The organism is Streptomyces abikoensis, from assembly GCF_014648775.1.
GTDB lineage: Bacteria > Actinomycetota > Actinomycetes > Streptomycetales > Streptomycetaceae > Streptomyces > Streptomyces abikoensis.
Genome location: NZ_BMRT01000005.1, coordinates 328,307 through 348,384, shown reverse-complemented (window position 1 = coordinate 348,384; position 20,078 = coordinate 328,307). Strand labels below are relative to the sequence as shown.

The 20,078-nt window shown below is 72.7% G+C and carries 21 protein-coding genes; 13 read left to right on the top strand and 8 right to left on the bottom strand.

Annotated elements, in window-relative coordinates; all coding sequences use genetic code 11:
- Positions 1-152 precede the first annotated feature (152 nt).
- From IE096_RS19460 to IE096_RS19450, 3 genes are read left to right on the top strand one after another with little or no spacing between them, the layout of a single operon-like run.
- Positions 153-1,004, top strand: a complete 852-nt coding sequence (locus IE096_RS19460; protein ID WP_189453420.1) for a helix-turn-helix domain-containing protein — start codon at positions 153-155, stop codon at positions 1,002-1,004.
- Between the two features lie 12 nt (positions 1,005-1,016).
- Positions 1,017-1,217, top strand: coding sequence for a DUF397 domain-containing protein (locus tag IE096_RS19455; protein WP_189453418.1), 201 nt, complete (start codon positions 1,017-1,019; stop codon positions 1,215-1,217).
- On the top strand, positions 1,190-1,417 hold the full coding sequence (locus IE096_RS19450) for a DUF397 domain-containing protein (RefSeq protein ID WP_189453417.1): 228 nt from the start codon (positions 1,190-1,192) through the stop codon (positions 1,415-1,417). The genes IE096_RS19455 and IE096_RS19450 overlap by 28 nt, the downstream gene beginning before the upstream one ends.
- A 50-nt stretch (positions 1,418-1,467) precedes the next feature.
- Here the strand turns inward: IE096_RS19450 and IE096_RS19445 are convergent, their stop codons facing one another.
- Positions 1,468-2,517 (bottom strand): hypothetical protein, encoded by a 1,050-nt coding sequence (locus IE096_RS19445; RefSeq protein WP_189453414.1) that lies wholly within the window; start codon positions 2,515-2,517, stop codon positions 1,468-1,470.
- 202 nt (positions 2,518-2,719) lie between these two features.
- Between IE096_RS19445 and IE096_RS19440 the strand changes: the two genes are divergently transcribed.
- Complete coding sequence (locus tag IE096_RS19440) at positions 2,720-3,337, top strand: L,D-transpeptidase (RefSeq protein ID WP_189453413.1); 618 nt, start codon at positions 2,720-2,722, stop codon at positions 3,335-3,337.
- On the top strand, positions 3,337-3,495 hold the full coding sequence (locus IE096_RS19435; protein WP_189453410.1) for a hypothetical protein: 159 nt from the start codon (positions 3,337-3,339) through the stop codon (positions 3,493-3,495). Before IE096_RS19440 ends, IE096_RS19435 begins: the two co-directional genes overlap by 1 nt.
- Before the next feature lie 74 nt (positions 3,496-3,569).
- On the opposite strand, the gene IE096_RS19430 is transcribed toward IE096_RS19435, so the two are convergent.
- The 3 genes from IE096_RS19430 to IE096_RS19420 form a co-directional block, all read right to left on the bottom strand.
- Positions 3,570-4,040 carry a hypothetical protein gene (locus IE096_RS19430; RefSeq protein ID WP_189453409.1) on the bottom strand — a complete coding sequence of 157 codons (471 nt, stop codon included), beginning with the start codon at positions 4,038-4,040 and terminating at the stop codon, positions 3,570-3,572.
- Positions 4,041-4,152: 112 nt separating this feature from the next.
- Positions 4,153-4,365, bottom strand: coding sequence for a hypothetical protein (locus tag IE096_RS19425; RefSeq protein ID WP_189453407.1), 213 nt, complete (start codon positions 4,363-4,365; stop codon positions 4,153-4,155).
- A 139-nt stretch (positions 4,366-4,504) separates the two neighbouring features.
- Positions 4,505-6,337 carry a bifunctional metallophosphatase/5'-nucleotidase gene (locus IE096_RS19420; protein ID WP_189453405.1) on the bottom strand — a complete coding sequence of 611 codons (1,833 nt, stop codon included), beginning with the start codon at positions 6,335-6,337 and terminating at the stop codon, positions 4,505-4,507.
- A 346-nt stretch (positions 6,338-6,683) separates the two neighbouring features.
- Here IE096_RS19420 and IE096_RS19415 point away from each other — a divergent pair, with 346 nt between their 5' ends.
- The 5 genes from IE096_RS19415 (at position 6,684) to IE096_RS19395 (ending at position 12,176) form a co-directional block, all read left to right on the top strand.
- Positions 6,684-7,268: a hypothetical protein gene (locus IE096_RS19415; RefSeq protein WP_229820373.1), complete on the top strand. Its 585-nt coding sequence runs from the start codon at positions 6,684-6,686 to the stop codon at positions 7,266-7,268.
- 30 nt (positions 7,269-7,298) lie between these two features.
- Positions 7,299-8,228: a mycothiol synthase gene (gene mshD, locus IE096_RS19410; protein WP_189453400.1), complete on the top strand. Its 930-nt coding sequence runs from the start codon at positions 7,299-7,301 to the stop codon at positions 8,226-8,228.
- Between the two features lie 177 nt (positions 8,229-8,405).
- A complete protein-coding gene (locus tag IE096_RS19405) occupies positions 8,406-10,664 on the top strand; it encodes an RNA degradosome polyphosphate kinase (protein WP_189453398.1) in 2,259 nt (752 codons plus the stop codon).
- A complete protein-coding gene (locus tag IE096_RS19400) occupies positions 10,606-11,763 on the top strand; it encodes a CHAD domain-containing protein (protein WP_189453397.1) in 1,158 nt (385 codons plus the stop codon). The genes IE096_RS19405 and IE096_RS19400 overlap by 59 nt, the downstream gene beginning before the upstream one ends.
- Positions 11,763-12,176, top strand: a complete 414-nt coding sequence (locus tag IE096_RS19395; RefSeq protein ID WP_189453394.1) for an NUDIX hydrolase — start codon at positions 11,763-11,765, stop codon at positions 12,174-12,176. Before IE096_RS19400 ends, IE096_RS19395 begins: the two co-directional genes overlap by 1 nt.
- 142 nt (positions 12,177-12,318) lie before the next feature.
- Here IE096_RS19395 and IE096_RS19390 read toward each other — a convergent pair whose 3' ends face one another.
- Together IE096_RS19390 and IE096_RS19385 are read right to left on the bottom strand one after the other, a co-directional pair.
- A complete protein-coding gene (locus IE096_RS19390) occupies positions 12,319-13,119 on the bottom strand; it encodes a class I SAM-dependent methyltransferase (protein ID WP_189453392.1) in 801 nt (266 codons plus the stop codon).
- Positions 13,112-13,831 carry a FadR/GntR family transcriptional regulator gene (locus IE096_RS19385; RefSeq protein WP_189453391.1) on the bottom strand — a complete coding sequence of 240 codons (720 nt, stop codon included), beginning with the start codon at positions 13,829-13,831 and terminating at the stop codon, positions 13,112-13,114. The genes IE096_RS19390 and IE096_RS19385 overlap by 8 nt, the downstream gene beginning before the upstream one ends.
- Positions 13,832-13,915: 84 nt before the next feature.
- Here IE096_RS19385 and IE096_RS19380 point away from each other — a divergent pair, with 84 nt between their 5' ends.
- A complete protein-coding gene (locus IE096_RS19380; protein WP_189453389.1) occupies positions 13,916-15,100 on the top strand; it encodes an MFS transporter in 1,185 nt (394 codons plus the stop codon).
- A gap of 131 nt (positions 15,101-15,231) precedes the next feature.
- On the top strand, positions 15,232-16,593 hold the full coding sequence (mshA, locus tag IE096_RS19375; RefSeq protein ID WP_229820370.1) for a D-inositol-3-phosphate glycosyltransferase: 1,362 nt from the start codon (positions 15,232-15,234) through the stop codon (positions 16,591-16,593).
- Between the two features lie 22 nt (positions 16,594-16,615).
- On the opposite strand, the gene IE096_RS19370 is transcribed toward mshA, so the two are convergent.
- Positions 16,616-18,016 (bottom strand): MFS transporter, encoded by a 1,401-nt coding sequence (locus tag IE096_RS19370; RefSeq protein WP_189453386.1) that lies wholly within the window; start codon positions 18,014-18,016, stop codon positions 16,616-16,618.
- A 155-nt stretch (positions 18,017-18,171) separates the two neighbouring features.
- Here IE096_RS19370 and IE096_RS19365 point away from each other — a divergent pair, with 155 nt between their 5' ends.
- On the top strand, positions 18,172-18,687 hold the full coding sequence (locus IE096_RS19365) for a type III secretion system chaperone family protein (protein ID WP_189453384.1): 516 nt from the start codon (positions 18,172-18,174) through the stop codon (positions 18,685-18,687).
- A 19-nt stretch (positions 18,688-18,706) separates the two neighbouring features.
- Here the strand turns inward: IE096_RS19365 and IE096_RS19360 are convergent, their stop codons facing one another.
- Positions 18,707-19,987, bottom strand: coding sequence for an MDR family MFS transporter (locus tag IE096_RS19360; protein ID WP_189453382.1), 1,281 nt, complete (start codon positions 19,985-19,987; stop codon positions 18,707-18,709).
- Positions 19,988-20,078 lie beyond the last annotated feature (91 nt).

Here is a 20,078-nt window from a genome sequence, read left to right as displayed (position 1 = left end):
TCCGCGTTCGCGGCGGGCCGCGTGGGGAGTGGCTTGGGTGAGACGGTAGGGCCTCCGCCCGTAGGGCTAACACCGGTTCGTTCTTAGAGCTACGAAATCCCCCTCGTGTGGGTGACAAGGGCGCCCCCGGCGTCGGCTCTACAGTGGGCGCCATGTCATCGAGCCATCCACCTACACTCAGGCAACGACGCCTGGGTGCCGAGCTGCGCAAGCTCCGCGAGCGCGCGGGCCTTTCGTCAACAGCCGCCGCTGCGCGCTTCGGCTTCCAGCAGGCGCGCATGAGCATGATCGAGGCCGGCCGCCACGCGGTGAGCGCCGACCGCGTGCGGGCGATGGCACGCGCCTACTCGTGCGGCGACGACAAGCTCACTGACGCTCTGGCCGACATGACGGGCGGGCGCACGCGCGGTTGGTGGGACGAGTACCGCGAGCATCTCCCGGCAGGTCTGGCGGACTTGGCCGAGCTGGAACACCATGCCCACGGACTGCGCGTGGCGCTGGTGATCCACATCCCGGGGCTACTGCAGACCGTCGACCATGCGCGATCGGTGATCCAGGCGGCGGTACCTCCCATGCGGGCATATGAGGTGGAACACCGGCTGTCTCACAGGATGAAGCGACAAGGGATCCTTCATCGCGACAATCCGGTTCGCTATTCCGCCGTCATTCACGAGGCGGCGCTGCGGATGAGGTTCGGGGGCACGGAGACCGTGCGCGCTCAGCTACGCCACCTCGTTGAGATGAGCGAGCTGGAGAACGTCACCATCCGCGTGATCCCCTTCACCGTGGGGGCCTTCACGGGAGCAGGTACGTCTTCGGACTACGTCTATGGGGCTGTGCCGGAGCTCGATACAGTGCAGCTAGACGTTGCGCATGGCTGTCAATTCCTCGACGCCGAAGCTCAACTGGCGAAATACCGCGCAATCCTTGACGTCATGGAAGCAACGGCGCTCAATCCGGCTGAGTCGCGGGATTTCATCCATGGCCTCGTACGCACCATCTGAAGGGTACGACGCGTGTCCACGTACCACTGGCAAAAGTCTTCCTACAGCGGAGACGCCTCGAACTGCCTGAACATAGCGGCCGTCGAAGACGGCACCGTCCGCTTACGCGAGAGCGACGACCCGGGCGTAGTCATCGCAATGGCCTCCGGAAGCCTGCGCGGACTTCTCCATGCGATCAAGGCGAGATGGCTGGCGGCCGGCGGGTGCCGGTGACGGCCGCCGCGATCGCCTGGCAGAAGTCGTCGTACAGCGGTGAGGGCGCCACCTGCCTGAACATAGCGGCCGTCGAAGACGGCACCGTCCGGTTACGCGAGAGCGATGACCCGGACACCGTCCTGGTCGTCGCCCCCGCGTCACTGCGCGCGCTGCTGGCAGCCATCCGCAGCCACCGGCACCGGCACCAGTTGCGGTAGACCGCCTCGCGGGCCGGTACGTGCCCAGGGTCCACGCCGCCGACGTGCGTTCAGACGAGATCGGGCTGCCAGATGGTGCGGTCGGGGTAGACGTGGGCCGTCGGGGAGAGCTTGTACGTGCCCGACGCGGCGTGCTCGGCCAGCACCCAGCCCACCCCTTGGTAGCCGAGGGGCGTCTTCGCCCGCGCCACCCCGCATTCCGCGGGGTCCGTGAGGAGGGATTTGCCTGCCGGAATGAGCATGGCGCGGGTTTCCGGGGCTCCGGTGCAGGGGTGGAACACCCTGTCCTGTACGTACTGGAGGCGGGCCCTGATCCGCGCGTCGCCGGAGCCCTGGTTTGTGATCTTCAGGGCGAACGTGATCCGTTCCGCTTCGACGCGTGCGCACACGCGCCAAGTGACGGAGCCCGGCCCGGGGAAAGGCGCGCTGCACCGGCTGTCCTCGCCCAGTGTTCCGCGTTCCAGATCGGGCCGTTCCGGGGTGGCGGGTCCGGCGAGGGCCGACGGCGCCGGGCGGGTGGCTCCGGTGGCGGTCTCCGCGGGCGCCTCGGCCCGTTCCCACGGGCCGAGCACAGCGGCCGCGACCGCGAGGACGGCTGCCACGGCGCCGCCGGCCAGGAGGGCCTTGGGCGTGGGCGGCCGTCGCCACCTCCGCCCGAGCCGCTCCGGTGGCACGGGCGGCACGGGCGGCACGGTTTCCCCGGGCTCCTCGGTGGCGCGGGGCGCCGGGACGGCGGTCGGTGCCGCAGGCCGCCGGTAGCGCCGCTGCCGCTGGATGATCAGTGCCTGTCTCTGGAGCTCGTACCACTCCTCGAGTTCCCGGTCCGGGACTTCGAAGATCTGCGCTAACGCGGTGAGCAGGGCCTTGTCGGGGACGGACGTGTGGTCCGCGGCCATATAGCGCTGCAGCGCTGACTTGCTGACCCCCTTGACCTTCTGGCCGTGCAGGGCCTTCCTGAGCTTGTCCTCGACCCGGTCCAACGCCAGCCCTGTGGCGCTCCAGCGAGCGTGCAGCCTCCGGGCGAGCTCCGCCCTCGCCGCCTCCGGCGCGGTGCGAGGTCCGGCCACCGCGTCGCCGGTGGCGTCCCGTTCTCCCGTCACGGTCCCTCCGTCATCCCGAACCCAAACGTTTTTGCAGGTGGACGCCCTGAAGAACGAGCGGGACGGGAGCGGGATGCGGGCGGGACGGAGCGCCGGGCCGAAGCCCTGGTGCCCCTGTCGGTGGCCCGGAACTCTGGATGCCGCAGGGACCACAGAGATCCGGTCTCGCGGATCTCCCACTCATCCAAGGAGCAGCAACAGCATGCCGAAGAACACCACGACGCGCCGCCCGGCGCGTGCCGTCGCGGCGGCGCTGGCGGCCGCCTCGCTCGTCGCACTGGCCGGGCCGGCGGCCACCGCGCAGGCTGACGGAAAGGATGCGCACAAGGGCGGCAAGGGCACCCACGCAGGCCGGCACCACATCAACTTTCTCTACCTCAAGTTCGTCAAGAATCACCGGGACCACAGGGATTCCAGGCTCTATGTGATGCGCGACGGATCCCCGGTCAAGAGTTACCGGGCCGGCTCCGGCTGGGGTGAGAGGGCCACGGACGATTGCGCGGTCAACCAGGGCTGGCTGCCCAACGGGGACTATTCGATCAAGGGTTATGAGAGGAGGCGCAACAGCGACATCAAGGGCTATGCCATCAGCCTGAGCGGTGCGTCCTGCAAGGCCAAGAACACCCCGCGCGACGGCCTGTTCATCCACAGCGAGATGACCCGCGACGGCGGTCGGGGCCGGGATGAGCACCAGCGCTGGGACGGCGTGAAGGACTACGACTCCAACGGCTGCATCAAGCTCAGCCCGGATGACATCAAGGGGATGTTCAAGTGGTTCGAGAAGAACGGAAAGCCGAGGACCCTGAAGGTGGTCGGCTGATGCCCCGGTGCAAGTCGTGCGAGGGCAGCGGAGAGTGCCGTAAGTGCGACGGGACCGGGGAACTGGACGGTTTCTTCTCCAGGCCCAAGTGCGACGCGTGCGGCGGTGACGGCGTGTGCGACCCCTGCAAGGGCCGCGGCGAGCGCTGGAACTGGTGAACGGCGGCCGGCCCTAGCCCGGATAGCCGACAGGGCTCCGGCGGACGACACCGCCGGAGCCGGACCGGCGGCGGCTACATCCAGATCGTGGCCGTCGCCACGACCCGGGCCTTCTTCGGCTGGGCCGGATCCCCGTAGCGCACCTCGAAGCGCGGATGTGAACGGGTGAAGTCGCTGTCAACGAGGCGGACTTGACGTGCGTGCCGCACCGTGCGCGTCGCGATGTCCGTGTCCAGGAAGAAGCCGAACTCGCCCGTCGCCGGGGCGTAGACGAAGAACTCGCCGCCCCGGTACGGGCGCTTCGCGACCTCGTCCGTCAGGACCAGCGACCAGTAGCCGACGCAGTGCCCCGCCGGGCACATGAACCGGTACTCGGCGCGCAGGCCGTCCAGGTCCATCCAGCGGAAGGGGTTGTCGTCCGCGACGGCGTTCGCCGCCGGGCGCGTCGGCGGCGTCGCCGCTGACGCCCCCTGCGTGAAGGGCACGCTCAAGGCAGCCGTCGCCACGAGCGCGGTGAGGGCGCGGAACGCGATACGGGATGACACGTCTCGTCTCCAGTCCTGTGGGTGAGCGACTCGATACGAGCAGTGATCATGTGTCCGTCCCGCGCCCCCGGCAAGGCCGGACCGTCCGATCCGGCCATCGGCTACCCGAGGGTCAGATCACGCCTTCGACCGGGTTGGGCAGCTGGAGGAGCGGATTGCCCAGCAGCCCCGCCGCCACCACGCCGTCCGCCAGGGCCGTGGCCGTACCGCCCAGCACGTTCGCGTCCACCTCCGCGTGGGCCGGGGTCGCCAGGGCAGCGCCGCCCAGGCCCAGCAGGACCGTGGCGGCGGCCGTCGTGAGGGCGCGGCGGAGGGTGTGCTTCATACGGGTCTCCCGAGTCGTGAGGCGGGCAGGTGGGTGGGTCGTCGGGACGACCTACCACCGCGCGCCGCCCCCGACACGGCGTACGCCCCCGCGCCAAGGGGCGCGAGGGCGTACAGGGGCACACGTACAGGATCGCGAATTACTTCACGATCGTGATGCGGTCCGTCTTCGGCGGCGCCAGCGGCGACGCCTTCGACGAGTGGGCCGTCAGGTAGGTGACGAAGACGTCCAGGTCGGACGGGCCGACGAGCTTGTTCGTGCCGTCCTTGAAGGCGGGGAAGCCGTCACCGCCGCCCATCAGGAACTCGTTCGCGGCGACGCGGTAGGTCTTCTTCTCGTCCAGCGGGGCGCCGCCCACCTTCACCGACGACGCGACGATCCGGTCCGCGCCCTTCTTCGTCAGGTCCAGCGTGTAGGTCAGCGCGCTGCTCACCTGGAGGATCTTCGGCTGCTCCTCGTTGGCGCCGCTGACCTGCTGCCGCAGGACCGCGAGCACCTGGGCGCCGGTGAGGTCCTTGGTCTGCATCATGTTGGTGAACGGCTGGACCGTGAACGCCTCGCCGTACGTCACGACGCCGTCGCCCTCGCCGCCCGAGGCCTTGTAGGCCAGGTCGGAGCGGATGCCGCCGGGGTTCATGAAGGCGATCTGCGCGCCGCCCTTGCCGGCCGGGGCCAGGGCCTCCACCTGGGCGTCGGTGATGACGTCGCCGAGGGGCTGCTCCAGGGACTCCGCGCCGCGGCCGTTGATGTCGGCGGAGATGTAGCCGACGGGCTTGTTGGCGATCGGGGCCGCCAGGGTCTTCCAGCGGTCGATGAGCGCGGTCATGTCCGCGGCCTTGGGCTGGTCGCGGTTGACCACGTGGTTGCCGGTGCGCGGGCTCTTGACGGTCGTCCGGACGATGTCCTTGGTCCGGCGGTCGTACGTCAGCGTCGTGTCCGTGTACAGCCGGCCGAAGGAGGCCGCCGAGGTGACCGTGCGCGGGGCGCCGGACGGGTCGGGGATGGTGCAGGCGTAGGACTGGTGGGTGTGGCCGGTGACGAGGGCGTCGACCTTCGGCGTGACCTTCTTGGCGATGTCGACGATCGGGCCGGAGATGCCCGCGCCCGCGCCCGGGGTGTCGCAGTCGAAGTTGTACGAGCCGTTGGCGGGCATGCCGCCCTCGTGGATCAGCGCGACGATCGACTTCACGCCCTGGCGGTCGAGCTCCTTGGCGTACTTGTCGATCGTCTCGACCTCGTCGAGGAACTTCAGGCCCTTGACGCCCTCGGCCGTGACGACGTCCGGCGTGTGCTTGGTCGTCACGCCGATGAAGCCGACCTTCACGCCCTTGCGCTGCCAGACCGTGTACGGCTTGAGGATGGGCTTGCCGGTCTTCTCGTCGACGACGTTCGCGGCGAGGTAGGGGAAGTCGGCGCCCTGGAACTTCTTGCCCTTCTCGAAGCAGCCGTCCTTCGGGTGGCAGCCGCCCTTCTGCATGCGCGTCAGCTCGGCGCGGCCCTCGTCGAACTCGTGGTTGCCCACGGAGGTGACGTCGAGCTTGAGCTTGTTGAGCGCCTCGATGGTGGGCTCGTCGTGGAAGAGGCCGGACATCAGCGGGCTGGCGCCGATCATGTCGCCCGCGGCGGCGGTGATCGAGTAGTCGTGGCCCTTGCGCGCCGTGCGCAGCGAGTTGGCGAGGTACTCCACGCCGCCCGCGGGTATGACCTTCTTCGTCCCGTCGGCCTGGTTCTCCGTCACCGTGCCGGAGGAGCCCTGCGGGGGCTCGAGGTTGCCGTGGAGGTCGTTGAAGGACAGCAGCTGGACGTCCACGGTCCGGCCGTGGGCGTTGCCGTGCCCGTGACCGTGGCCGTACGACGCGGGCGCCGCCCCGGCGGGGGCGGCGGTGGAGAGGACACCGGCGGTGGCGGCCAGAACGGCCGCCGTCGCGGTCAGCCGTCTCGCGAGGCGCTTCCGTGGCGGCGTCGCGTGCATTTGTTCCCCTTTGTGCAATGGACGAGAAGGCGTGCGTGAAGCGTGCATGGGCGCGCGTGAAGATCGCGGCACATGCGGTCGGCGGCAGCCTACGGTCAACGCGCGTAGTGCGGCAGGTGGGGCGAGGTGACGAATCGGTAGCGCTTCGGTGCGGCCCCGCTGTCGTCGGCGCGGTGACGAAGCGGTCACGCCGCTTGACCAGGACATGGCTTTTATGGCCTAGTAAGGGCGAACCAACCAAGGGAAGCCTTTCCTAACTGACCCGAGCGAAGGCCGACCGCGGTGCGTTCGGCCTGTGGGGGGCCGGCCGACCCGTCCGTCCCCCCTCGCGCGAAGGAACCCGCTCGTGACCGCCCCGGTCGGCTCCGCCCCCGTTCCCACCCCTCTGGTCGCCAGATCCGTGCTGATCTCCGCTGCCGCGGCCGGTGTCTGCGCCGTCTGGGCGGCCACTGTCTGGGCCGCCGTCCACCTCCGGGCCGATCCGCTCCTCCACGACGTCGCGCTCTTCGTCCACCTGGCCTGCCTGATCGTCGGCTTCGGCGCCGTCCTGACCGTCGACTGGCTCGGCCTGCTCTGGCTGCTGGGCAAGCGCCCCCTGACGGAGGTCCTCCGCGCGGCCGACGCCGTCCACCCGCCGATCTGGCTGGGGCTGGCCGGACTTGTCGGCAGCGGGATGCTGCTCCACCCCGACCCCGGTGCCCTCCTCACCCGGGTCAAGCTCGGCCTCGTCCTCGTCGTCGCCCTCAACGGCCTCCACGCCTGGACCCTCCAGCCGCGCCTGGCCGCGCTGCCGGCCGGGGGCCCGGAGCCGGCCACGGTCTCCCGGCGTGCCCGGCGCGCCCTCGTCGCCCGTTGCGCCTCCACCGTGCTCGTCTCCCAGCTCGGCTGGTGGGGCGCGACCGTCATCGGCTTCCTCAACAGCCGTCGCTGAACCGGAGCGTCGGCGTCGTAGGCTCGCCCCATGAGCGACGTGGTGAATGACGTGGACGTGAGCGGGCAGCGCCGGATCGAGGTGCTGGCGGAACTGGCACCCGACGTGGTGGACGACGTGCTGCGGCTGATCGGCGAGGCCGCCGCCGCGGACGGGCAGCCGGCCGTCTCCGAGCAGGGGCGCCTTCAGCTCAAGGGGCGGCGCGAGGGCGTACGGCACGTCCTGCTGCGCGACTTGGACAGGAAACTCATCGGCTACGGGCAGCTGGAGGACAGCGACCCCGTGGAGGCCCCGGCGGGCGAGCTCGTGGTCCACCCCGACGCCCGGGGGCGCGGCCACGGGCGGGCGCTCGGCAGCGCCCTGCTGCACGAGTCCGGCAAGCGGCTGCGGGTCTGGGCGCACGGCGGCCACCCGGCCGCCCGGCACCTCGCGCAGGTGCTCGGGCTGAGCCTCTTCCGCGAGCTGCGGCAGATGCGCCGGCCGCTGGCCGGCCTCGACCTCCCCGACCCCGTGCTGCCCGAGGGCGTGACCGTACGGGCCTTCCGGCCCGGCGAGGACGACGCGGCGTGGCTCGCGGTGAACGCCGAGGCGTTCGCCCATCACCCCGAGCAGGGCTCGCTCACCCAGCGCGACCTCGACGACCGCAAGGCGGCGGACTGGTTCGACCCGGAGGGCTTCTTCCTCGCCGAGCGCGGCGGGGAGCTCGTCGGCTTCCACTGGACGAAGATCCACGCCGCCGAGGAGCTCGGCGAGGTCTACGTGCTGGGCGTCCGCCCCGGCACCCAGGGCGGCGGCCTCGGCAAGGCGCTCACCACGATCGGCCTGCGGCACCTGGCGGCCAAGGGGCTGCCGACGGCGATGCTCTACGTGGACGCCGACAACGCCCCGGCCGTACGGGTCTACGAGCGGCTGGGCTTCCTCACCCACGAGACGGATCTGATGTACCGCACCGAGAGCTGAGCCGCACCTTCACGGCACACCTTCACGCCATGTGCACGTTACCCGTGATTAAACCTCGGTTGCGAGCCTTGGCGAATGCAGCCCGCCGCGCCCAGCGCCCCCGAACGACGGCTCCGCGCCGCCCCCGCGTCGCCCTCCGGCGCGCCCGGGCGGCCCCCGGCGCGGAACAATGAAGACATGAGCCAGTCGTCCGGCGCACAGGCACATGACAACGCCGAGTCCCCCGAGTCGGTGGGTTTCATCGCCGCCCACCGTCCGAAGGCCGCCGTGGTCGCGGGCGTGCCCCGGCTCGGGCCCGGTCTCGACGCGTACGAGATCAAGGATCTCGACGAGCTCGACGAGGGCGACGGCCGCGTGGACGCCGAGCCGCTGCCCGACGGCCGCTTCCTGGACCGGGAGCGCAGCTGGCTCGCCTTCAACGAACGGGTGCTGGAACTGGCGGAGGATCCGGCCACGCCCCTGCTGGAACGCGCCAATTTCCTGGCGATCTTCGCCAACAATCTCGACGAGTTCTTCATGGTCCGCGTCGCCGGCCTCAAGCGCCGCATCGCCACCGGCGTCGCCACCCGCTCCGCCTCCGGGCTCCAGCCGCGCGAGGTCCTGGAGCTGATCTGGACCCGCTCCCGGGAGCTCATGGCCCGGCACGCCGCCTGCTACCAGCAGGACGTCGCCCCCGAGCTGGCCGAGCAGGGCATCCACCTGATCCGCTGGAACGAGCTGACCGAGAAGGAGCAGGGCAGGCTCTTCACCCTCTTCCGGCAGCAGATCTTCCCCGTGCTCACCCCGCTCGCCGTCGACCCCGCGCACCCCTTCCCGTACATCTCGGGACTCTCGCTCAACCTCGCCGTGGTCGTCCGCAACCCCGTGAGCGGCCACGACCACTTCGCACGCGTGAAGGTCCCCCCGCTGCTGCCGCGCTTCCTGGAGGTCTCCCCGCAGCGGTACGTCCCCCTGGAGGACGTCATCGCGGCCCACCTGGAGGAGCTCTTCCCCGGCATGGACGTGCTCGCGCACCACATGTTCCGGGTGACGCGCAACGAGGACCTGGAGGTCGAGGAGGACGACGCGGAGAACCTCCTCCAGGCCCTGGAGAAGGAGCTCATGCGGCGCCGCTTCGGCCCGCCCGTGCGGCTGGAGGTCGAGGAGACCATCGACCCGTACGTCCTCGACCTGCTCGTCCGCGAGCTGAAGATCAGCGACGCCGAGGTCTATCCGCTGCCCGGCCCGCTCGACCTCACCGCGCTCTTCGCCATCGGCTCCCTGGACCGGCCCGAGCACAAGTACCCGAAGTTCGTCGCGGGCACCCACCGCGACCTCGCCGAGGTGGAGTCCGCCTCCGCGCCCGACATCTTCGCGGCGCTGCGGGAACGCGACGTCCTGCTGCACCACCCCTACGACTCCTTCTCCACCTCCGTCCAGGCGTTCCTGGAGCAGGCCGCCGCCGACCCGGACGTCCTGGCCATCAAGCAGACCCTCTACCGCACCTCCGGCGACTCGCCGATCGTCGACGCGCTCATAGACGCGGCCGAGTCCGGCAAACAGGTCCTCGTCCTCGTCGAGATCAAGGCCCGCTTCGACGAACAGGCCAACATCAAGTGGGCCCGGAAACTGGAGGAGGCCGGCTGCCACGTCGTCTACGGGCTCGTCGGGCTGAAGACCCACTGCAAGCTGTCGCTGGTGGTCCGTCAGGAAGGCGACACCCTGCGCCGCTACGCGCACGTGGGCACCGGCAACTACCACCCCAAGACGGCCCGGCTCTACGAGGACTTCGGCCTGCTCACCGCCGACCCGCAGGTCGGCGCCGACCTCTCCGACCTCTTCAACCGCCTCTCCGGCTACTCCCGGCGCGAGACCTACCGGCGGCTGCTCGTCGCCCCCAGATCCCTGCGCGACGGACTGATCTCCCGGATCAACAAGGAGATCGCCCACCACCGCGCCGGACGGCCCGCGTACATCCGTATCAAGGTCAACTCGATGGTGGACGAGGCCGTCATCGACGCCCTGTACCGCGCCTCCCGCGCCGGGGTGCCCGTGGACGTCTGGGTGCGCGGCATCTGCGCGCTGCGGCCGGGCGTGGTGGGCCTCTCGGAGCACATCCGGGTCCGCAGCATCCTCGGCCGGTTCCTGGAACACTCCCGGGTCTTCGCCTTCGGGAACGGCGGCGAGCCCGAAGTGTGGCTCGGCAGCGCCGACATGATGCACCGCAACCTCGACCGCCGCATCGAGACCCTCGTCCGGGTCACCGACCCCGGACACCGGGCCTCCCTCAGCCGCCTGCTGGAACTCGGCGTCTCCGACCACACGGCCTCCTGGCACCTGGGCCCCGACGGCAACTGGACACGGCACGCCACCGACGCCGACGGCCGGCCGCTGCGCAATGTGCAGGAGATGCTCATCGACGCCCGGAGGCGCCGGCGTGGCTCACCGACCTCATGACCCGCCGGTTACGGTCACCGCGCCGGCGCCGACGCCCGCGCCCGGGGAGTACGAAGTGACGACGACGGAACGGTCCGTTTCCGGAGGGCAGGCCGCGCTCCACGGCGGCGCCCCCGCCCCCCACGGCCCGGAGGCGGCGACCGCCGGGGACGTCCTCTCCGGCTACCTCCACGCCCAGGCCACCGACTTCCTCCGCAGCCTGCGGCTGCACGGCGAGAGCCGCTCCGACGCGGAGGACGCGGGCGAGGCCGTCCGGATGCTGCGGCGCTCCGCGCGCCGCGTCGCCGGCGCGCTCCACGTCTACCGGCCGCTCACGGACGTCACCTGGACGGACCAGCTCCGCACCGAACTGGTGTGGCTCTCGGACGTCCTGGGCCGCGAACACGCCCACACCGCCCGGCTGGCCCGGCTGCGCGGCGCGCTCCACCGCCTGTCCGGCACGGACGGCACCCCGACCGTGGGCGCCGCGCGCGCCGGGGCCCTGCTGGACCGCCAGCTGACCCTGGCCCGCACCCGCGCCCACTCGGCGGCCCTCCAGGCCCTGGGCTCGGCGCGCTTCCACGCCGTGGCGGACTCGGTCGCCGTCCTCGCCTCCGAGGTGCCGCTCGCCCCCGCCGCGCACGAGGTGCTCGCCGGCGAGGCCCTGACCCGTCTGGCGGAGCAGATCCAGCGGCGGCTCACCGAGGCGGTCGACGAGCTGCCCCTGTCGGTGTCCGGCCTCCCGTACAACGCCGAGGCCCTCACCTGGGGCCTGGCCGCCACGCCCACCGCCGACGCCCCGCCCGCCGAGACCCGCCAGGACGCGCCCTGGCACCAGGTGCGCCGCCTGGTCCGGCTGCGGCGCTACGCCCAGGAGGTCCTGGACGAGCAGCGGCAGACGGAAGCGGAACCGTCCCTGTCGGTGCGGCTGCTCAGCGCCGGTCAGGCCCTGGACCGCCATCGCGACGCCGCCGAGGCCGCCGCCGCGGCGGCCTCGGCCGCCCGCACCCCGCGCATCGCCCCGGCGACGGCGTACGCCCTGGGCGTCCTCCACGCCGACCAGCGGCACGAGGTGGAGGCGGCGCGCTTCATGTTCGGCCGGATCTGGCAGCGGATCTGATGGCCGGGGCCTCTTCCGTGATCCGGGCGGCCGGGTGCGTGCTGTGGCGCCGGGTGCCCGGGGGTATCGAGCTGGCGCTCGTCCACCGACCGAAATATGGCGATTGGTCCCTGCCGAAAGGCAAGCTCAAGCGGGGTGAGGACCCGCTGCTGGGTGCGATCCGGGAGGTACTGGAGGAGACGGGCATGCACTGCGTGGTGGGGGCGCGGCTGCCCACGTCCCGCTATGAGGTGGCGGGGCGGCCCAAGGAGGTCCGCTACTGGTCGGCGGAGATGACGGGGGGCTTCTTCGAGCCGAACCGGGAGGTGGACCAGCTGGCGTGGCTCGCCCCGGATGCCGCGCGGGCCCGCCTGACGAACGAGCGGGACCGTCCGCTGGTGGACGCGCTGTGCGCTGCGCTGGGCCTCGGCTGAATTCAGCCCGCCCGGGCGACAAATTCAGCCCCGCCGGCGTTTGAGGCGCGGGGTCTGGGGCGGAGCCCCAGGAAACTGGGGGCACCTCCCAGCGGTAGCTGGGGGAGAAAGGGCGGGACTGGGGCACCCTCCCCCCCCCGGGTCACCCACCCGGCGCCAGCGCGTCCCAGCGGACGGTCAGCTCCCCCTGTCGCCAACGGCCCGGCCCGTCCACCACCGGCCAGTCCCCCCGCAACGCATCCGCACACCGCATCCACCGCTGCCGCGCACTCAGCGCCCCGTACGGGGCGAACCCCGCCCACGCCCGGTCGAAGTCCCGCAGGAACGCGTGCACCGCCTCCCCCGGAACGTTCCGGTGGATCAACGCCTTCGGCAGCCGTTCGGCGAGGTCCGACGGGGTGCCCAAGGAGCCGAGCCGAGCGGCGAACGTAAGGGTGCGCGGCCCCTCCGGCCCCAGCGCCACCCACACGTGCCGGCGCCCGATCTCGTCGCACGTGCCCTCGACGAGCAGCCCGTCCGGCGCCAGCCGCCCGCACAGCCGTGCCCAGACGGCCGCGACCTCGCCCTCGTCGTACTGCCGCAGCACGTTCGCCGCGCGGATCAGCAGCGCCCGCCGCCCGGTGCCCCCGGGCAGGGGGACCTCGAAGCCCCCGTGGGCGAAGCTCAGCCCGTCGCGTTCGTACGGCTTGGCCGCCGCGACCCGCGCCGGGTCGATCTCGATGCCCACGACCTCCGCGTCCGCCCGCACCGTGCGCAGCCGTCCGAGCAACTCGACGGCCGTCCACGGCGCGGCGCCGTAGCCGAGGTCGACGGCGACGGGGTCGGCGGAGCGCCGCAGGGCGGGGGCGTGGGTGGCGGCGATCCAGCGGTCCATGCGGCGGAGCCGGTTGGGGTTGGTGGTGCCGCGGGTGGCCGAGCCGATGGGGCGGGAGGGCCTAGCCACGCCGGGAGCCCTCGCCCTCGTCCCACGCCCGCGTGTCGGAGACGTTCGCGGCGGCCTGCCGCCCCGCCTCGGCGGGGTCGCGCTCGCGCAGCGCGGCCAGCAGGGTCTCGTGCCCGACGGGGTCCGCGCCCTGGAAGCCGGACGTGGACCATGCCTCGGCCATGGCCGTCCGCAGCGGCCCGGCGAGGTTGTGGTAGAGCTCGGCGAGGAGCGCGTTGCCGGAGGCGTCGGCGACGCCCGCGTGGAAGTCCCAGTCGGCGGTGACCCACGCGTCGAAGTCCCCGGCCTCCCACGCGGCGGCGCGCCGCCGCAGCGCGTCGGCGAGGGCGTCGAGCGCGGTGTCGTCGGCGCGGGCGGCGGCGAGGCGGGCGGCCTGCGCGTCCAGCCCCTCGCGCACCTCCAGGAGCTGGCCGAGGTCGCTGCCGCCGTAGAGGCGGGTCACCGCGCCGGAGAGCTCGCTCTTGGCCTTGACGTACGTGCCGTCGCCGCGCCGCACCTCCAGCAGCCCGGTGTGGGCGAGCGCGCGCACGGCCTCGCGGACGGTGCCGCGCGCGACCTGGAGCCGGCGCATCAGCTCGGGCTCCGGCGGGATGCGGCTGCCGACGGGCCAGTCGCCGGAGGCGATCCGGGCCCGGATCCGTTCGATGACCTCGTCGGAGAGCGCCGGGCGGCGCACCGGTTCGAGGGCGGGGTCGGCGGGTTCGGCGGTCATGCGGCCACGGTACCGGCTGGCCGGGAGAGCACATCGCACGTCTCACGTTGGACATCAAACGTCGGACGTCTTACGTTTGCTGCCGTGTCCACTGCCCTCCCTTCCACCCGCACCGGCCTCCTCACCTCCATCGCCGCCGTCCTCCTCATCGCCCTCAACCTCCGCCTCGGCATCAGCAGCGCCGCCGCCCTCCTGGACGCCCTCCGCGCCGACCTCGGCTTCTCGCCGCTCGTCGCGGCGCTGCTGCCCACGCTGCCGTCGCTCTGCTTCGCCGCCGCCGGCGCCGGTACGGGCGCCCTGGCCCGTCGGCTCGGCGCCGAGCGCACGGTCCTCGCGGCCGTCGTCGCGCTGACCGCCGGGCTGGCGGTGCGGGCCGTGCCTGCCACGTGGGCGCTGCTCGCCGGCACCGTGCTGGGGATGTCCGGGCTCGCGCTGTGCAACGTCCTGCTGCCGACGCTCGTGCGCACCCACTTCCCCGAGCGCGTCGGCCTGATCACCGGCCTCTACACCACCACCCTCGCCCTGGGCGCGACGCTCGCCTCCGCCGTGGCCGTCCCCGTGGCCGGGGCCGTGGGCTCGCCGTCGCTGGGCCTCGCCGTGTGGGCGCTGCCCGCGCTGGCGGCGACGGTCGTGTGGGCCGCCCGGACGGGCATACGGACGCCGGGTGCTGCCCCGGCGACAGAGCCGACGGACCGGATCTCGCCCTGGGCCATGGCCCGCACCCGCCTCGGCGCGCTGGTCACCGCCTATTTCGGCCTTCAGGCGCTCAACGCCTACGCCATCACCGGCTGGCTGCCCTCGTTGCTCTCCGGCCACGGCATGTCCGAGGGCGCGGCGGGCGTCGTGCTGGCGGTCGCCCAGGCCGTGGGCATACCGGTGTCCTTCGCGGTGCTGGCCCTGGCCAAGGGCCCGGCGGGGCTGCGCGGGGCGTTCGCGGGCGTCTCGGCGGCGATGCTCGTGGGCTTCGCCGGGCTGCTGGTGGCGCCCATGGCGCTGCCCCTGGTGTGGGCGGTGCTGGTGGGGCTGGGGCTGTGCTCGTTCCCGCTGGTCCTCGCCGTGATCGCGCGGAGCGGCAGCGGGCCGGCGCAGACCACGGCGCTGTCCACGCTCTCCCAGTCCCTCGGCTATCTGCTGGCCGCGCTCGGCCCGCTCGCCGTGGGCCTGCTGCACTCCGCCACCGGCGGCTGGACCGCCCCCATGGCCCTGCTACTGGGTACGGCGGCGGCCCAGCTGGCGGTCGGGACGGCCCTCGCACGAGGACGGGCGTAGCGATTTGACCAGGGCTTTGCGTCACTGTTTGGTAAAGGGGAAATGGGAGCCGGTCCGTCCGGCGTTGCACCGTCGGACAGGCGATGGACGCCCCAGGGACGGTCCCTCAGCGGGCGGACGGAGGACACACGGTGAGCCAGTACGCATCCCGGCTCGGCGCCCGCCGTGGCCGTACGCTCGGCCACTTCCCCAAGCCCCAGCTCCGGCGCCTCGGCGCCCCCCGGCGCCCGCGCCGCGTGGCCATGCTCAGCGTGCACACCTCCCCGCTCCACCAGCCCGGCACGGGCGACGCGGGCGGGATGAACGTCTACATCGTCGAGCTCGCCAAGCGCCTCGCGGAGATCGACATCGAGGTGGAGATCTTCACCCGGGCCACCACCGCCGCCCTCCCGCCCACCGTGGAGCTGGCCCCCGGCGTCCTGGTGCGGCACATCGACGCCGGCCCGTACGAGGGCCTGGCCAAGGAGGAGCTCCCCGCCCAGCTGTGCGCCTTCACCCACGGCGTCATGCGCGCCTGGGCGGGCCACCGCCCCGGCTACTACGACCTCGTCCACTCCCACTACTGGCTCTCCGGCCACGTCGGCTGGCTCGCCGCCGAGCGCTGGGGCGTCCCGCTCGTCCACGCCATGCACACCATGGCCAAGGTGAAGAACGCCGCGCTCGCCGCCGGCGACACCCCCGAGCCCGCGGCCCGCGTCATCGGCGAGACCCAGATCGTCCGCGCCGCCGACCGGCTCATCGCCAACACCCGGGGCGAGGCCGACGAGCTCGTCCACCACTACGACGCGGACCCGGAGCGGGTCGCCGTCGTCCACCCCGGCGTCAACCTCGACCGCTTCCGCCCGGCGGGCGGCCGGGCCGCCGCCCGTGAGCGGCTGGATCTGCCCGCCGACGCCCTGATACCGCTCTTCGCCGGACGCATCCAGCCCCTCAAGGCCCCGGACGTGCTGCTGCGCGCTGTCGCGGTGCTGCTGGACCGGCGCCCGGAGCTGCGCTCGCGCATCGTCGTCCCCGTGGTCGGCGGTCCCAGCGGCAGCGGCCTCGCCAAGCCCGAGGGCCTCCAGAAGCTGGCGGCCCGGCTGGGCATCGCCGACGTCGTCCGCTTCCGCCCGCCCGTCGGCCAGGACCGCCTCGCCGACTGGTACCGGGCCGCGTCCGTGCTGGTCATGCCCTCGTACAGCGAGTCCTTCGGCCTCGTCGCCGTCGAGGCACAGGCGTGCGCCACGCCCGTCGTCGCGGCGGCGGTCGGCGGCCTGCCCGTGGCGGTGCGGGACGGGGTCAGCGGCTTCCTCGTCGACGGCCACGACCCGGCCGACTACGCCACCGCGCTCGCCCGCTTCGCCGACGACCGGGGCCTGGCCGACCGGATGGGCGCGGCCGCCGCCGACCACGCCCGCTCCTTCGGCTGGGGCGCGGCCGCGACCGCGACCGCGGACGTCTACACGGCCGCGATCGCGGAGCGCCGCCGACGCTCGCGGTCGGCCCACGTCTGAGCGTTCCTACGGCCCCGTGGCCTCAGGCCCGTGACGTCGGCCGGGAGGCCCGCGCCACGGCGAAGAGGAACAGCCCGCAGGCCGTCACGAGCAGCCACCCCGGCCGGGACGCCCCGGCGAGACCGGCGGGTCCGACGCCCGAGACCAGGCCGCCCGCGATCGCGATGCCGACCGCCGAACCGACCTGCCGCGCGGTGGAGGTGATCGCCCCGGCCACCCCGGCACGGGACGGCGGCAGCCCGCCGACCGCGGTGTTGGTGATCGGCGCGTTGGCGAAGCCGAACCCGATGCCGATGAGCAGATACGCGAGCAGGACCGGCAGGGCGCTCGCGCCCCCGCCGAGCCCCACCATGCACAGCCCGCCGGCGGTGAGGAAGCCGCCCGCGAGGACGAGCGGCCGTCGCGGCCCGGCCCGCCCCACCAGGGCGCCGGACCACGGCGCGCACACGGTGGCCCCGAGCGCCAGGGGCAGGGCCGCCGTGCCGGCCGCGAGCGGCGTCCAGCCGCGGGCGTGCTGGAGGTGGAACGTGGTGAGCAGCAGGGTCACGTTCAGCGCGACGAACACCGCCACGGCGCCGAGCGCCGCCATGGCGAAGGGCGGCCGCCGGAAGAGTCCGAGCTCCATCAGGGGCTCGGGCCGCCGCAGTTCGACGCGTACGAACCCGGCCGCCGTGACGACGATCAGGGCGTAGCCGGCCAGCGCCAGGGGCGACGTCCAGCCGATGCGGGGACCTTCGATGAGCACGCCGACCGACAGGCCCAGGGCGGCCGTGAGCAGCGCCTGACCGGGCAGATCGAGTCGCCGGGCCCGCTCGCCCCGGGACTCCGGTACGAACACCGCGACCAGGACGAGCGCGGCGACGACGACCGGCCCGTTGACCCAGAACACCGACCGCCAGCCGAACGCCGCGATGAGCCCCCCGCCCGCGACCGGCCCCGCCGCCATGCTCAGCCCGAACACCGCCGCCCACACACCGATCGCCCGGGCCCGCTCCCGGGGGTCCGGCATCGCGTTCACGACGATCGCCAGCGCCACGGGACTCAGCATCGAGGCCCCCACCCCCTGAACGGCCCGTGCCGCCACGAGGAACCCGAGCGACGGCGCCACCGCGCACGCGAGCGACGCCACCCCGAAGACGCCCAGCCCGGCCTGGAACACGCGCTTCCGCCCGAACCGGTCCGCGAGCGCGCCGGACGCGATGAGGAGGGCGGCCAGGACGACGGTGTAGGCGTCGACGACCCACTCCAGGGCGCGCGTTCCCACGCCCAGCCCGCGTCCGATCCCGGGCAGGCCCACGTTCACGATCGTGGTGTCCAGGCCGACGAGGAACATGCTCAGCGCGCAGACGACGAGCACGGTCCAGCGCCTGCGCGCGCTCAGTACGGGTGGGGTGGCCGAGGGGGCCGGGGATGTCGTGGTCATGGGCGACATAGTCGGAGCGGGTGGCAACATACCCCTAACTTTTTTGCCGAAACCGCAACAGGTGCCGGTGGCCGGGGCCGGGTTTCCGCCGGTTCCCGGCGGGGTCGGTACGCCCGCCCCGCGCCGGGCCCCGGGGCGTCGCCTACGCTCGGCTCATGTCCGATGCGAAGACCACCGACGCGAAGACCACCATCGAGCACGCGCTCCGCGACGCGGGCCTCGAATGGGAGAGCCCGGCCGGCTCCGACGGCACGTACGTCGTCAAGCTCCCCGGCACGCGCAAGCTGTCGACGACCGTCTCCCTGGTCGTCGGCAACCACTCGCTGTCCGTCAACGCCTTCGTCGTCCGGTGCCCCGACGAGAACCACGCCGCCGTGCACCGCTGGCTGCTGGAGCGCAACACGCGCCTCTACGGGCTCGCGTACGCCGTCGACCGGCTCGGGGACGTCTATCTCGTCGGGCGGCTGCCGCTCGCGGCGGTGACGCCCGAGGAGGTCGACCGCATCCTGGGGCAGGTCCTGGAACACGCGGACGGCAGCTTCAACACGCTGCTGGAGATGGGTTTCGCCAGCGCGATCCGCAAGGAGTACGCGTGGCGCACGGCGCGCGGCGAGTCGACGCGCAACCTCGACGCGTTCGCCCGCCTGACGCGCGACGAGCCGACGCCGTAGCGCGCCGCCCCACCGGGCGTCAGGCCGACGCCGCCTCGGTCTCGGTCTCGGTCTCGGCCTCGGCGGCCGGCTCCGCCGCGCCGACGGCGCTCTCCGCGGGGAGGCCGCGCATCAGCAGCCAGTACCCCGCGGCCGCCACCGAGCCGACGACCGCGCACCCCGTCCACAGCACGGCCGCCCCGAACTCGTCGATCACGAAGCCGCCCGCCAGCGGGGCGATCAGCGCGGCGAGGGACCACGACAGGGTGTAGACGCCCTGGTAGCGCCCCCGTCCCTGGACGGGGGAGAGCCGCACGACGAGCCCCATCTGCGTCGGCGAGTTCACGATCTCCGCCAGCGTCCAGACGCAGATGGTCAGCGCGTACACGCCCAGCGAGCCCGCGAAGGCGGTGAGCCCGAAGCCGTAGCCGGCCAGCAGGGCGGAGATCACGAGCAGCCGCTGGGGGTCGCGGTGCTCGATGAAGCGGGTCACGGGGATCTGGAGGGCGACGATCAGGACGCCGTTGACGGCGATGACCATGCCGTAGTCGGCGCTGGAGAAGCCGGCCTCGCCCATGGCCACCGGCAGGGCCACCGAGTGCTGCATGAAGATCAGGGCCATCAGGAACGACAGCCCGACGACGCCCATGAAGCGACGGTCGCGCAGCACCGTCCCCAGCCCGACCGGGGGCTCGCCGGACGCGCCGTCCCCGCCGGGAACCGGCTCGGGGCGGGTCTCGGGGAGCTTGAGGAAGACCAGAATCGCGCAGACGAGCGTCAGGACGGCCTCGCCGAGGAAGCCGATCAGATAGCTGTACTGGGCGATGGCACCGGCCGCGAGCGAGGAGAACGCGAAGCCCAGGTTGATGGCCCAGTAGTTGAGCGCGAAGGCGCGGACGCGGTCCTCGGGGGCGACGATGTCGGCCATCATCGCCTGCACGGCCGGGCGGGAGGCGTTGCTGGCCACGCCCACCAGGAAGGCGACGGCCGCGATCGCGGCGGGCTGCTGGACGAAGCCGAGCAGTGCCACGGTCGCGGCGGTGGACAGCTGGGCGATCAGCAGCGTGGGACGCCGGCCGAGCCGGTCGGTCATCACCCCGGCGCCCAGGGAGGAGACGACCTGGCCGAGCCCGTGCAGCGCGGCGACGAGACCGGCGTAGGAGGCGGAGTAGCCCCGGTCGACGGTCAGGTAGAGCGCCAGGAACGTGGCGACGAAGGCGCCCATCCGGTTGATCAGGGTGGACGTCCACAGCCACCAGAACGCCCGGGGCAGCCCCGAGACGCTCTGCCTCGCCGCCCTCCCGATACTCGCGACCGACATGTCCGCGCCCCCCAAGGTAAGTGGTACCAAGCCACTCCGCACCTTACGGATATGAGCGTGTCCACGCCATCCAATTGACGATCGGCGTCAA

Coding starts and splice junctions, on each gene's coding strand:
- IE096_RS19440 (WP_189453413.1), top strand. CDS start 2,720: ATGCCGAAGAACACCACGACGCGCCGCCCGGCGCGTGCCGTCGCGGCG.
- IE096_RS19420 (WP_189453405.1), bottom strand. CDS start 6,337: ATGCACGCGACGCCGCCACGGAAGCGCCTCGCGAGACGGCTGACCGCG.
- IE096_RS19405 (WP_189453398.1), top strand. CDS start 8,406: ATGAGCCAGTCGTCCGGCGCACAGGCACATGACAACGCCGAGTCCCCC.
- IE096_RS19395 (WP_189453394.1), top strand. CDS start 11,763: ATGGCCGGGGCCTCTTCCGTGATCCGGGCGGCCGGGTGCGTGCTGTGG.
- IE096_RS19360 (WP_189453382.1), bottom strand. CDS start 19,987: ATGTCGGTCGCGAGTATCGGGAGGGCGGCGAGGCAGAGCGTCTCGGGG.
- mshD (WP_189453400.1), top strand. CDS start 7,299: ATGAGCGACGTGGTGAATGACGTGGACGTGAGCGGGCAGCGCCGGATC.
- IE096_RS19370 (WP_189453386.1), bottom strand. CDS start 18,016: ATGACCACGACATCCCCGGCCCCCTCGGCCACCCCACCCGTACTGAGC.
- IE096_RS19460 (WP_189453420.1), top strand. CDS start 153: ATGTCATCGAGCCATCCACCTACACTCAGGCAACGACGCCTGGGTGCC.
- IE096_RS19450 (WP_189453417.1), top strand. CDS start 1,190: ATGGCTGGCGGCCGGCGGGTGCCGGTGACGGCCGCCGCGATCGCCTGG.
- IE096_RS19425 (WP_189453407.1), bottom strand. CDS start 4,365: ATGAAGCACACCCTCCGCCGCGCCCTCACGACGGCCGCCGCCACGGTC.
- IE096_RS19400 (WP_189453397.1), top strand. CDS start 10,606: ATGTGCAGGAGATGCTCATCGACGCCCGGAGGCGCCGGCGTGGCTCAC.
- IE096_RS19435 (WP_189453410.1), top strand. CDS start 3,337: ATGCCCCGGTGCAAGTCGTGCGAGGGCAGCGGAGAGTGCCGTAAGTGC.
- IE096_RS19385 (WP_189453391.1), bottom strand. CDS start 13,831: ATGACCGCCGAACCCGCCGACCCCGCCCTCGAACCGGTGCGCCGCCCG.
- IE096_RS19365 (WP_189453384.1), top strand. CDS start 18,172: ATGTCCGATGCGAAGACCACCGACGCGAAGACCACCATCGAGCACGCG.